We start from the raw sequence: 12,856 nt of genomic DNA, 5'->3' as shown, positions 1-12,856 counted from the left end.
TAGCTAAGCGCATAAAAGATATAAAAACTATGAGTCAGCAAAATTATAACGCCGAAGCAATTGAAGTCTTAAACGGATTAGAGCCCGTAAAACGCCGCCCAGGTATGTATACCGACACGGTTCGACCTAATCATTTAGGTCAAGAAGTTATCGATAACAGTGTCGATGAAGCAATGGCAGGCCATGCCACTAAAATAGATGTCATCCTTCATGAAGATAACTCCCTTGAGGTTATCGATGATGGCCGTGGTATGCCGATTGATATTCACCCTGAAGAAGGTATCCCGGGTGTGGAACTTATTTTTACCAAGCTGCACGCCGGTGGTAAGTTCTCTAATAAAAACTATCAGTTCTCAGGTGGTTTACACGGGGTAGGTATTTCGGTTGTAAATGCGCTATCGACTCGTGTTGAAGTGACTGTGCGCCGTGATGCGCAGCAATTTCGTATGGCTTTTGAAAACGGTGACAAGGTTGAAGATCTAAACGTCATTGGTACTGTGGGTAAACGTAACACAGGGACAACTGTACGTTTTTGGCCAGATGCGAGCTATTTTGACTCAGCTAACTTTTCAATTACTAAGCTTAATCACTTATTAAAAGCCAAAGCGGTATTGTGCCCAGGCTTGCGCATTAAGTTTACTAACAAGCAAACCAAAGAAAGCCAAGAGTGGTATTACGAAACAGGCTTAAAAGATTACCTAGTTGAAGCAGTCAAAGGCTTTGAAGTATTACCAAAAGAGCCGTTTATTGGTGATTTTTCAAGTTCAACCGAAGGCGCTGACTGGGCGGTTGTTTGGCTACCTGAAGGCGGTGAATCAATCGCTGAAAGTTATGTAAACTTAATTCCTACTGCACAAGGCGGTACACACGTTAATGGTTTACGCCAAGGCTTGCTTGAAGCAATGCGTGAATTTTGTGAATTTAGAAACCTATTACCACGTGGTGTAAAGCTAACACCAGATGATATTTGGGAGCGTTGTAGCTACGTATTGTCGGTTAAAATGCAAGACCCACAGTTTGCTGGCCAAACAAAAGAAAAGCTGTCTTCTCGCTCATGCGCTGCGTTTGTATCAGGTGTGGTAAAAGACTCATTTAGTTTATGGTTAAACGAGCATACAGAAACGGCAGAATTATTAGCTGAGTTATGTATCTCAAATGCGCAGCGCCGTTTACGTGCTGCTAAAAAAGTTGTGCGTAAGCGTGTTACCTCAGGCCCTGCATTACCGGGTAAATTAACGGATTGCAGTGCCCAAGATAATGACCGTACTGAACTGTTTTTAGTAGAGGGTGATTCAGCAGGTGGTTCAGCAAAACAAGCGCGCGACCGTGAATTCCAAGCAATCATGCCGCTGCGCGGTAAGATTTTAAATACCTGGGAAGTTGAATCTGGGCAGATTTTAGCATCGCAAGAGGTGCATGATATTTCTGTCGCTCTGGGTATTGACCCTGATTCAAGTGATTTATCTGGTCTGCGTTATAACAAGATTTGTATCTTGGCCGATGCTGACTCAGATGGATTACACATTGCTACCTTGCTTTGTGCGCTGTTTGTTCGTCACTTTCCATCGCTTATCAAACAAGGCCATGTGTATGTAGCTATGCCGCCGCTATTTCGTATCGACATTGGTAAAGAGGTTTACTACGCCCTTGATGAAGACGAAAAGAACGGTATTTTAGCGCGCATTGAAGCTGAGAAAAAACGCGGTAAGGTTAATGTTCAACGCTTCAAAGGGTTAGGTGAAATGAACCCGTTACAATTACGCGAAACCACGATGGATCCTAATACGCGTCGTTTAGTGCAATTAACCTTAGATGAAGAAGAGCAAACCATGGAAATGATGGATATGCTTCTTGCAAAGAAACGTTCGTCAGATCGTCGTCAGTGGTTAGAAGATCACGGAAACCGCGCAGAAGTTTAGTTAAAGGTGTAGCAACCTAGTTGCTAGCAACGAATTAAAGGGCAAGAAAAAATGAAAAAACTACTGACCTCATTATTGTCGCTGAGCTTGTTATCAGCGCCTGCAATGGCAAAAGATATTCTTGATAAGTTAACAGTTGCTGATGGGTTTTCTATTAGCCTGTTTGCTGATGATGTAGAAAATGCACGTCAAATTGCGGTATCAAAAAGAGGTATTGTTTACGCAGGCTCACGTAAAGCAGGCAATGTTTATGCGTTGATTGACCATAACAGTGATGGTGTGGCTGACAGAAAAATGGTTATTGCCACAGGTCTTGAAATGCCATCAGGTTTAGCGATTAAAGATGGTGATTTATATGTGGCTGAAGTGTCACGTATCATCCGTTTTAAAGACGTTGATAAAAATTTAAAAGATCCTAAATACGACGTGGTATACGATAAGTTTCCAACTGATCGTCACCATGGCTGGAAATTCATTAGTTTTGCGCCAACTGGTGAGTTAATTGTGCCAGTGGGTGTACCATGTAACATTTGTGCTGAAGACGAAAAATATGGTCGTATCTTCTCGTTAGATGTTGACACAAAAGAAATTAAAACAATTGCCAAAGGCGTTCGTAATTCAGTTGGTTTTGATTATCACCCTACAACGAATGCATTTTGGTTTAGTGATAACGGCCGTGACATGATGGGCGATGACATGCCACCTTGTGAAATTAACCGTGTTGGTGAAGGTGAAGAGGGTGCGCATTATGGCTTCCCTTATGTTCACGCTGGGGCGATTTTAGATCCTGAGTTTGGTAAAGGTAAAAGTATTGCTGACTACAAATCGCCAGCCCTTGCACTTGGTGCTCATGTTGCTCCTTTAGGTATTCATTTTTATAACGGTAAGCAGTTTCCTGCTAAATTCAAAGAGCAGCTTTTTGTTGCTGAGCATGGTTCATGGAACCGCAGTAAAAAGTCAGGCTACAAAGTGATGCTAGCGAATGTTGAACAAGGTCGTATTAATAAGTACACCCCGTTCATTACAGGCTTTATGCAAAACGAAGAAACATTTGGTCGCCCAGTTGCATTTGCAGAGCTTGCAGATGGCAGCTTATTAATCTCAGACGACTTTGCTAATGTGATCTATCGCGTTAGTGCTAAGAAAAAATAGGTAAGCGTTAATGAGTGATACAGATACCTTGCTGATGCAAGGCATAGAACAACAAACAATGGGGCGCTTTACTGAAGACGCCTACTTAAACTACTCAATGTACGTCATTATGGACCGTGCCTTACCTCATGTAGGTGACGGTCTTAAGCCTGTACAGCGTCGTATCATCTATGCAATGAGCGAACTGGGGTTATCGGCGCAAGCAAAATATAAAAAATCAGCCCGTACCGTGGGTGATGTACTGGGTAAATATCACCCTCATGGTGATAGTGCTTGTTACGAAGCCATGGTGTTAATGGCGCAGCCGTTTTCTTACCGCTACCCGCTGGTGGACGGTCAAGGTAACTGGGGTGCTGCCGATGATCCTAAGTCATTTGCTGCAATGCGTTACACCGAAGCGCGTTTATCTAAGTTCTCAGAAGTTTTACTAAAAGAGCTGGGTCAAGGCACTGTCGATTGGACCGCAAACTTTGACGGCACACTTGATGAGCCAATGGTGTTACCTGCGCGTTTACCGCACATCTTACTCAATGGTGTAACGGGTATTGCTGTAGGTATGGCAACCGATATTCCACCACATAATGTGCGTGAAGTTGCCAGTGCCTGTTGTTTATTACTTGATAAGCCAAAAACTGAAATCGAAGAGTTGCTTGAGTTAGTGCATGCGCCTGACTACCCAACAGAAGCTGAGATTATCACACCGAAAGACGATATTCGTAAGATTTATCAAACTGGACGTGGTTCTATCAAGATGCGTGCAATTTACACTGAAGAGCAAGGTGACATAGTGATCACCGCGCTGCCTCATCAGTGTTCAGGTGCTAAAGTGCTTGAGCAAATTGCTGCGCAAATGAATGCTAAAAAGTTGCCGATGGTTGCTGATTTACGTGACGAATCTGATCACGAAAACCCGACCCGCATCGTGATTGTACCGCGTTCTAACCGCATCAAGGCTGAGCCATTAATGGCGCACCTATTTGCAACCACAGATTTAGAAAAGAACTACCGCGTAAACTTAAACATGCTTGGCCTTGATGGTCGTCCGCAAGTGAAAGATTTACGTAGTATCTTAACTGAGTGGTTAACGTTCCGCCGTGAAACAGTTCGCCGTCGCTTACAGCACCGTTTAGACAAGGTATTAGCACGCTTACATATTTTAGAAGGTTTATTAACGGCCTTTTTAAATATTGATGAAGTCATCGAAATCATCCGTACTGAAGATAAACCAAAGCCTGTTTTAATGGAGCGTTTTGGTTTAACAGATATTCAAGCAGAAGCGATTTTAGAGTTAAAACTACGTCATTTAGCAAAACTTGAAGAGTTCAAGATTAAAGGTGAGCAAGATGAGCTTGCCCTTGAGCGTGACAAGTTAGAGCAAACGCTTGGTTCAGAGCGTCGTATGTCGACGTTGATGAAAAAAGAAATCCAAGAAGCGGCTGAAATGTATGGTGATGATCGTCGCTCACCAGTTGTTGAACGTTTAGAAGCAAAAGCACTAAGCGAAAAAGACCTTATCCCTTCAGAATCAGTGACTGTTGTGTTATCCGAAAAAGGTTGGGCACGTGTTGGTAAAGGCCATGATTTAGATGTTGAAGGGCTGAGTTATAAGTCAGGCGACAGCTATAAAGCCTCAGCGCGAGGTAAGAGTAACCAGCCTGCAGTGTTCTTAGACTCAAGTGGTCGTGCTTTTGCTACTGATGCACATAGTTTACCTTCAGCTCGAAGCCAAGGCGAACCAATGACAGGGCGCTTTAACTTAAGCTCTGGCGCCAACTTTGAGCATGTGGTGATGGCAGAAGACAACCAAGTGTTGTTAATGGCTTCAGATGCAGGCTATGGCTTTATAAGTGACTTTAAAGATCTGGTGAGTAAGAATAAAAACGGTAAAGCGCTGGTCAGTGTTCCTAAAGGCGGTGAATTACTCGCGCCAATTAGAGTAACTGACGTAGCAACAGATTACTGTATGGCAATTTCTAACGAAGGCCGCATGTTGTTATTCCCACTGCGAGATTTACCTAAGCTTAGTAAAGGTAAAGGAAATAAGATTATTTCTATCCCAAGTGCGAAAGTGCAAGCCCGTGAAGAGTTTGTAAAAGTGCTGGCTGTGGTGCCTGCGGGCAGTAGCGTAACCCTGCATGCAGGTAAACGAAAACTGACACTGAAACCGGCTGATCTTGAGCATTATCATGGTGAACGTGGTAGACGAGGTAATAAGTTACCCCGAGGCTTACAGCGTGTTGATGAAGCTGTAGTCGAAGTGACTCAAACTGATGACAGTGATGAGTCGCCAAGTGAAGTAACTGAGTAAACCAGAGGCCTGCAATTGCAGGCCTTTTTATTGTTAAAACGTTATGAAATTTTAAGCGTACACATGTGCGCTTAAAGCTATGGAAATGCTATTTTTCACGTTATAATGCGCGCTGATTAATACGAGGAGAATTCGTTTGTTAGCTATTTTTCGCATAATTTTCATGGCGTTATTTATTGTTTTAAGCTGTGTTTTTGGGCTGCTTTTATGCATTGTGAAGCCGTTTCATACAAATAACGTGCATATTATTGCGGGTTGGTTTTGCAAGGTAGCTAAAATTTTAGGTGTCAAACTAGAGCTTAAATATCACGAGACTCCAAAAAATATTGGTCCTGCTGTCTATGTAGCAAATCATCAAAATAACTATGACCTATTCACTTTACCTGCCATGGTGCCAGAGAACTGCGTAAGCCTTGGTAAAAAAAGCCTCAAATGGATCCCGTTTTTTGGTCAGCTATATTGGTTATCGGGCAATATCTTAATTGATCGTGCTAACCGCTCAAAAGCGGCGGGCACAATTTCTAAATCAGCTGAGAAAATAAAACAAAAAGGCTTGTCGGTTTGGATGTTTCCTGAGGGCACGCGAAGCTATGGTCGCGGTTTATTACCCTTTAAAACCGGGGCATTTCACACAGCAATGAGTGCTGATGTGCCAGTTGTACCAGTTTGTATGAGTACAACGCACAAAACTATTAAGCTAAATCGCTGGGATAATGGTACAATTTACCTCGAAATGTTAGCGCCGATTTATCTTGATAAAGACGTATCTGCTCGTGACCATGCTTCACATGTTCATCAGATTATGGCCGCTAAAATAACTGAATTAGATGCTCAAGTGAGAAACAAATAATGGAAAATTGGCGCGAAATTACTGAAGACATCGTTACTTCATTGCTTGAAGATGGCTCAGATCCTGAAGTACTTTATGAAGTGGAACACCACTTTGTTAGCGAAAATTTTGAAAAATTAGAGCAAGCAGCTTTAGCCGCTTTTAAACTAGGTTACGATGTTGAAGAACCAGCTGAACTTGAGCTAGAAGACGGCGAGAAAGTATGGAGCTTTGACGTGGTTGTTGAGTGTGAACTTGATGTAGAAGCCATTATGGAAGACGTAGACAAGTTAGAAGCGCTTGCTCAGCAAACAGACGTTGAATACGACGGCTGGGGCACTTACTTTCAGGAATAAACAGCTAGAGAGCTGTCAGCTATCTGCCGTCAGCTCTTAGACTGAACTACCACAATCTAGCGAGTTGCTTGACTCGTTAGTTTACCCTTCCGACTAATACCTATTTCGTATTCGTTATTCAATCTATAGACATTTGTAATCAATTAGCGATAATAAAAAACTCGATGTTTATATGCGCTAAGCTTACCTATGCTTATTACCTTACCCATTGCCGAACTTGTTCCAGGGATGTTTGTTGACAGTGTCAGTAAGCAACAAGAGCATGTAAATAGTATTAAGATCAAAACACGTGGTTTAGTGCGTGATAAAACAATTATTCAGCGCCTGATCTCTGAGGGGGTTGAAGAGCTACTCATCGACTTTACACAAAGCGATGTTGCACTCCCTAAAAAATACCAACCAAAGCCTGAACCGGCTAAACCGAAGGTTGAACAAAAACCTGCTGCTAATGAAGAGCCGCAAGGGATCACGGTTCAACAAGAGTTTCTAAAAGCTAGTGTTCACTATGAGCAGCATAGTCGTAAGCTACAAAGTTTATATTCCGATATTACAGCTGGACTAAAAATGAATATGGCAGTGCTTGACGACATTGCTGTTGATATAGTCGGCTCCGTTTTTCGAAATCACAATGCATTAACTATTTTAACTCGTCTCAAAGATAAACATATTTATAACTGGCGTCACATGATCAACACTGCGATTTTGGTGAGTGTGTTTGCTAAGTATTTAGGCTATAAAGAAAAGACGATCAAAGAACTGGCGATGGGAGCTTTGCTGCATGATATTGGCCAAGCTAAAATGCCGCAAGGTGTTTTATCTAAGCCAAGCGCATTGAATGATAACGAAATGCAAGTCGTTAAAAAACATGTGGCGCAGAGTTTAGGTTTAGTGAAAGGCGAGAAGGGCATTACTCCACTAATGCTTGATATGATAGTAAATCATCATGAACGTTTAGATGGTACAGGTTATCCACGCGGTATTACCGCTGAAAAGCTTAGCCGCCCTGCAAGAATGATGGCAATTGCTGATGTTTATGATGCTATGACGGCAGATAGGCCTCATCAAATGGGTGAAGAGCCAATCTCAGCGCTTCGTTATTTACTTGCGAACAAACAAATGTTTGATTCTGAATTAGTGCAGCGCTTTATTAAATGTCTAGGTGTACACCCTGTCGGTACTATTGTTAAGTTAAATAATGATCGTTTAGCGTTAGTAATGGAAGGGAATCACGAGAATCCAATCAAACCAAAAGTAAAAGTATTTTATAATGCTAAACATAAGCACCACGTGACGGCGAAAGATGTCGATTTGAACGTGGAAAAAGAACTAAAAATTATTGCCAGTATTAAACCCTTAGATTATCAGCTTAATTTGGCTCGTTTGTTAAAAGAGCATCTGCTTGTTTAGACTTAACACAGCGTTTTTTGGCGCTGCGTTTAGCTGAAATAAATGCCCCACTAAAACAACTTATCATTAAAACTAACCACAATAGCGTCCCTTTTTCGACATGTAAGGCTACGCAACACAATAAAAGAGACAAAACTGAGCTAAACATAGCGCCTAACCAATAGTGATTGACTGGGTTGTCGCAATCACCTGCTTTAGTACATGCACAATAATTTGCTTTACAAAAATAATGAACGCTCACACCGCATAACATTAGTGCCACAATAATAAAGGCGATTTCCATACTCAAACTCAACTGAGAAACTTTTATTTTTAGTCTAAAGCTACAAATGCGATAAGTCAATGCAAATGATAATTAATATCGTTTGTTTGGTTTGTAATCAGAGATCTGATGAGTTTTAATAAGTTGTTATCTTGTTGTTAAAATGCGGGTTTTTTACCTATTTCTAACGAAAAATTACAGTTTTTTGATCTTAATTAAGGTAATGTTCGAAAGTTTATAATCATTAGAATAAAACATCTAATGCCAACATACAGTGCTAATCTTTTATGCTTAACTAATAGGTTGCCCTCATTGTTGGATTAGTTTTCGCACAAGTTTGCAAGAGGACACAGATTTATGAAGTTCACAAAAACACTAATTGCAGCATCACTTGCTGTTGTTTCTGCTGACAGCTTTGCTGCAGCTTTCCAATTAGCAGAGCAAAACGTTTCAGGTTTAGGCCGTGCATACGCTGGTGAAGCAGCCGTTGCTGACGATGCCTCAGTTGTTGCTCGTAACCCTGCACTTATGTCTTTATTTAAAGACAAGCAAATCTCAGTGGCAGGTATTGCTGTAATTCCAGATGTTAGCTTAGAAGGTGAAAGTGCTGCATACGGCTTAGATGAAAGCTCTATCGATGACGATAGCATCGCGCCATCAGCATTTATTCCTGCTGGTTACTTCACTATGCCATTAAACGACAAAGTATCTTTAGGCTTTGGTGCTTTTTCAAACTTTGGTCTTTCAACTGAATTTAAAGACGATTACGCAGCAGGCTCTATCGCAGGCGAAACTGAAATCGTGACTGTTAACATGAATGCAAGTGCTTCATACAAAATCAACGAACAGTTCAGCCTAGGCCTTGGTTTAAACTATGTTTATGCTGATGCGAAAGTGGTGCGTAATGCAGGTGCAAACCCATTAGGTTTACCAGCGAGCACGCAAATCGCTCACCTTGAAGGTGACGACTACGGCTTTGGTTGGAACATTGGTGCTATGTATCAGTTAGACGAAAACAACCGTTTTGGTTTTAACTACCGCAGCGAAACAGATATCGACTTTGAAGGTGAGTACTCAAACCAACTACCAGCTGCTGTTGGCGGTTTAGCGGGTACTAAAGTTCCGGGTGAGTTAAAATTAACCTTACCAGCCATTGCTGAGTTCTCTGGTTCACACCAAATAGATAAGAAGCTTGGCGTGCACTACAGCATTTTATGGACTGGCTGGGATAGCTTCCAAAAATTAGAAGCTTATACGCCTAGTCAAGAAGCACCTGTATTCTCTAAAGAAGAGAACTTCTCTGATTCAATGCGTTACTCTATCGGTACTGACTACCAGTACAGCGACGCTCTTTTACTTCGTGCAGGTATTGCATACGATGAGTCGCCAGCAGACCAATCTCACCTTTCAATCTCTATCCCTGATACAGATCGTTTCTGGTTCTCATTTGGTGGCAACTACGCATTCAGCGAAAACTCAAATATTGACCTAGGTGTAAGTATTCTTCGTGGTAAAACACAAAACTTCTCTGAAAAAGACAGCCTAGCTGCATCAGTTGGCCAAGATGTTTCATGGGACTATGAATCAAAAGGTCACGCAGTTCTAGTAGGTGCTCAGTACAACTACAAATTTTAATTGTAACGCGACGTAAAGTCGCTGCTACAGAGCATTAAAAAGCCGCGCTATAACATTGTTATAGCGCGGCTTTTTTGTAAGCGCGAATAAATCGCGCTTGATATATGCTGTTATAGACTTTCGATTTTCGCTTTTTGCGCTAATAGTTTGTCTTTCGCATCGGTAAACTCAGCCAGCTTAGCATGCTCTTTAGCAAGTACAGCCTCTGGCGCATTATTTACGAACTTCTCGTTAGCTAACTTGTTTTGAACCTGTGCTAAGCCTTTTTCTGCTTTTTCAAGCTGCTTCGCAATACGAGCTAATTCAGCTTCAACATCGATTAGGCCAGCCATTGGGATCATGATCTCAAGGTTACCAACATACGATGTTGCACACGCTGGTGCATCGTCTTTGTTATCAAGAAGCGTGAACTCTTCAAGCTTAGCAAGCGACGCTAAGAATGCTTCGTTATCCGTTAAGCGGCGCTTGTCTTCGTCAGACGCATTCGCAAGCAATACCGATAATGGTTTGCTTGGGCTGATATCCATTTCACCACGGATGTTACGAATAGCAAGAATGAATTGTTTAACCCACTCAAGGTCGTCCATCGCTTGGCTATCAACATTTGCTTCATTATATACAGGGAACCCTTGAACCATGATGCTAGTGCCCGCAGTTTCGATACCTGCAAGTGGTGCAACACGTTGCCAAATCGTTTCTGTGATGTATGGCATTAACGGGTGCATTAAGCGAAGTAGGCTTTCTAATACCGTGATTAAGGTATGACGAGTACCACGTTGTTGTGCTTCGTTACCTTTAAACAGTACAGGTTTAGTCAGTTCTAGGTACCAGTCACAGAATTGGTTCCAAGTGAACTCATAAATGGTGTTTGCTGCTAGGTCAAAACGATAGTTTTCTAGATGCTCAGTATAGGTTTTAACCGTTGCTTCAAATTGACCTAAAATCCAACGATCAGCAAGTGAGTACTGTTTCTCAGCATCTGTAGCGAAACCACAGTCTTGCTCTTCAGTGTTCATTAATACGTAACGGCTCGCGTTCCATAGCTTGTTACAGAAGTTACGGTAACCTTCAAGGCGGTTCATATCCCAGTTGATGTCACGGCCCGTTGAAGCCATTGCCGCAAGGGTAAAACGCAGTGCGTCTGTACCGTGTGCTTCGATACCGTTTTCGAATGTTTTACGAGTGTTTTTCTCAATCTTCTTCGCTAGTTGTGGCTGCATCATGTTACCAGTGCGCTTTTCAACTAGGCTTTCAAGGTCGATACCGTCAATCATGTCGATAGGATCAAGTACGTTACCTTTCGACTTAGACATCTTATCGCCGTTTTCATCACGGATAAGGCCTGTTACGTAAACGGTTTTAAAGGGTACTTGTGGCTTGCCGTCTTCATCTTTGATGAAGTGCATGGTCATCATGATCATACGCGCAACCCAGAAGAAGATGATGTCGAAACCTGTTACCAATACGTCAGACGGGTGGAACGTTTTTAAATCATCAGTGTTTGCCGGCCAGCCTTGCGTTGAGAAAGTCCAAAGCGCAGATGAGAACCAGGTATCTAAAACGTCTTCGTCTTGCTTAAGTGCAACATCATCAGCAAGGTTGTTGTCGCGGCGTACTTCAGCTTCGTCACGACCAACGTATACGTTGCCTTCGTTGTCGTACCAAGCTGGGATGCGGTGACCCCACCAAAGCTGACGTGAAATACACCAATCTTGTACGTCGTTCATCCACGAGAAGTACATGTTCTCGTATTGTTGAGGTACGAACTTAATATCGCCATTTTTAACTGCTTCTTTTGCAGGCTCTGCTAGAGGTGCTACGCGCACGTACCACTGATCAGTAAGAAGAGGCTCAATCACTACGCCAGAACGGTCACCGTAAGGTACAGTTAAGCTGTGATCTTCGATTTTTTCTAATAGACCAAGTTCTTCAAATTCGCTCACAATCGCTTTACGTGCATCAAAGCGGTCAAGGCCATGTAGGCGCTCAGGAATTGGCGCATCTAATTCAAGCTCTTTACCGTCGAATGTGTAGCTTTCGCCTTCGCTTAATACCGCTGCATCTTTATTGAAGATGTTGATCATTGGTAGTTGGTGACGTTTACCTACTTCGTTATCGTTAAAGTCGTGGGCAGGCGTGATTTTCACACAACCTGTGCCTTTTTCCATGTCTGCATGTTCATCGGCAACAATTGGAATACGGCGGTTTACGATAGGCAGTAAAATGTCTTTACCGATCAGATCTTGGTAGCGCTCATCATCAGGGTTAACAGCAACACCCGTATCACCTAGCATTGTTTCAGGACGTGTTGTCGCAACAATGATGTAGTCTTTACCATCTTTGGTTTTTACGCCATCAGCAAGAGGGTAACGTAGGTTCCACATGTGACCTTGTTTGTCTTTGTTTTCAACTTCAAGATCAGAAATAGCCGTGTGAAGTTTAGGATCCCAGTTAACTAGGCGCTTACCACGGTAGATTAAATCTTCTTTGTGAAGACGTACGAATACTTCTTTTACCGCTTCAGAAAGGCCTTCGTCCATAGTGAAACGCTCACGGTCCCAATCTACAGAGGCGCCTAAACGACGTAATTGTTTAGTGATCGTGCCGCCAGAGTGGTTTTTCCATTCCCAGATTTTATCGATGAATGCTTCACGGCCTAGGTCGTGACGAGTTTTACCTTCTTCAGCAGCAAGCTTACGCTCAACAAGCATTTGTGTTGCGATACCCGCGTGGTCAGTACCTACTTGCCATAATGTGTTGTTGCCTTGCATACGCTTTAAACGCGTTAGCGTATCCATGATGGTATCTTGGAACGCGTGGCCCATGTGTAAGCTACCCGTGACGTTTGGTGGCGGGATCATAATTGAGTATGCGTCACCTTGGCCAGACGGTTTAAAGTAGCCATTTTCTTCCCAGCCTTGGTATAAAGACTGTTCAATATCTTGCGGATTATAGGTTTTATCCATTACACAGAACCTTAAATAAATG

Annotated in this window: 9 protein-coding genes; 7 read left to right on the top strand and 2 right to left on the bottom strand. The window is 42.5% G+C overall.

What is annotated here, in order from left to right:
* The first annotated feature begins 29 nt into the window (after positions 1-29).
* The 6 genes from parE to JIG37_RS21150 all read left to right on the top strand — a co-directional run bounded on the left by parE (position 30) and on the right by JIG37_RS21150 (position 7,971).
* Entirely contained in the window at positions 30-1,919 is a 1,890-nt protein-coding gene (gene parE, locus JIG37_RS21175) for a DNA topoisomerase IV subunit B (RefSeq protein WP_054552648.1), read from the top strand.
* A 51-nt stretch (positions 1,920-1,970) separates the two neighbouring features.
* Positions 1,971-3,071 (top strand): PQQ-dependent sugar dehydrogenase, encoded by a 1,101-nt coding sequence (locus JIG37_RS21170; RefSeq protein ID WP_199530215.1) that lies wholly within the window; start codon positions 1,971-1,973, stop codon positions 3,069-3,071.
* A gap of 10 nt (positions 3,072-3,081) precedes the next feature.
* Positions 3,082-5,379 carry a DNA topoisomerase IV subunit A gene (parC, locus tag JIG37_RS21165; protein ID WP_054552646.1) on the top strand — a complete coding sequence of 766 codons (2,298 nt, stop codon included), beginning with the start codon at positions 3,082-3,084 and terminating at the stop codon, positions 5,377-5,379.
* A 136-nt stretch (positions 5,380-5,515) separates the two neighbouring features.
* The gene (locus tag JIG37_RS21160) at positions 5,516-6,229 is read left to right on the top strand and encodes a 1-acylglycerol-3-phosphate O-acyltransferase (protein WP_054552645.1); all 714 of its coding nucleotides are present in this window, start codon (positions 5,516-5,518) and stop codon (positions 6,227-6,229) included.
* Complete coding sequence (gene rraB / locus JIG37_RS21155; RefSeq protein WP_054552644.1) at positions 6,229-6,564, top strand: ribonuclease E inhibitor RraB; 336 nt, start codon at positions 6,229-6,231, stop codon at positions 6,562-6,564. The genes JIG37_RS21160 and rraB overlap by 1 nt, the downstream gene beginning before the upstream one ends.
* A 189-nt stretch (positions 6,565-6,753) precedes the next feature.
* Positions 6,754-7,971, top strand: coding sequence for an HD-GYP domain-containing protein (locus JIG37_RS21150; RefSeq protein WP_138598897.1), 1,218 nt, complete (start codon positions 6,754-6,756; stop codon positions 7,969-7,971).
* Here the strand turns inward: JIG37_RS21150 and JIG37_RS22790 are convergent.
* Positions 7,931-8,254, bottom strand: a complete 324-nt coding sequence (locus JIG37_RS22790) for a hypothetical protein (RefSeq protein ID WP_054552642.1) — start codon at positions 8,252-8,254, stop codon at positions 7,931-7,933. The genes JIG37_RS21150 and JIG37_RS22790 overlap by 41 nt on opposite strands.
* A gap of 336 nt (positions 8,255-8,590) precedes the next feature.
* On the opposite strand from JIG37_RS22790, the gene JIG37_RS21145 reads away from it, so the two are divergent.
* Positions 8,591-9,868, top strand: coding sequence for an outer membrane protein transport protein (locus JIG37_RS21145; RefSeq protein WP_054552641.1), 1,278 nt, complete (start codon positions 8,591-8,593; stop codon positions 9,866-9,868).
* Between the two features lie 110 nt (positions 9,869-9,978).
* Here the strand turns inward: JIG37_RS21145 and JIG37_RS21140 are convergent, their stop codons facing one another.
* Positions 9,979-12,834: a valine--tRNA ligase gene (locus JIG37_RS21140; RefSeq protein WP_138616286.1), complete on the bottom strand. Its 2,856-nt coding sequence runs from the start codon at positions 12,832-12,834 to the stop codon at positions 9,979-9,981.
* Positions 12,835-12,856 lie beyond the last annotated feature (22 nt).

The organism is Pseudoalteromonas sp. bablab_jr010, assembly GCF_016464105.1.
Taxonomy (GTDB): Bacteria; Pseudomonadota; Gammaproteobacteria; order Enterobacterales; family Alteromonadaceae; genus Pseudoalteromonas; species Pseudoalteromonas simplex.
Note: the sequence above shows the minus strand (reverse complement) of the source record. Positions and strands in the feature narration are given on the sequence as shown.

Excerpts from the sequence above, each read along its gene's own strand:
- parE (WP_054552648.1), top strand. The coding sequence starts at position 30 with ATGAGTCAGCAAAATTATAACGCCGAAGCAATTGAAGTCTTAAACGGA.
- JIG37_RS21170 (WP_199530215.1), top strand. The coding sequence starts at position 1,971 with ATGAAAAAACTACTGACCTCATTATTGTCGCTGAGCTTGTTATCAGCG.
- parC (WP_054552646.1), top strand. The coding sequence starts at position 3,082 with ATGAGTGATACAGATACCTTGCTGATGCAAGGCATAGAACAACAAACA.
- rraB (WP_054552644.1), top strand. The coding sequence starts at position 6,229 with ATGGAAAATTGGCGCGAAATTACTGAAGACATCGTTACTTCATTGCTT.
- JIG37_RS21150 (WP_138598897.1), top strand. The coding sequence starts at position 6,754 with ATGCTTATTACCTTACCCATTGCCGAACTTGTTCCAGGGATGTTTGTT.
- JIG37_RS22790 (WP_054552642.1), bottom strand. The coding sequence starts at position 8,254 with ATGGAAATCGCCTTTATTATTGTGGCACTAATGTTATGCGGTGTGAGC.
- JIG37_RS21145 (WP_054552641.1), top strand. The coding sequence starts at position 8,591 with ATGAAGTTCACAAAAACACTAATTGCAGCATCACTTGCTGTTGTTTCT.
- JIG37_RS21140 (WP_138616286.1), bottom strand. The coding sequence starts at position 12,834 with ATGGATAAAACCTATAATCCGCAAGATATTGAACAGTCTTTATACCAA.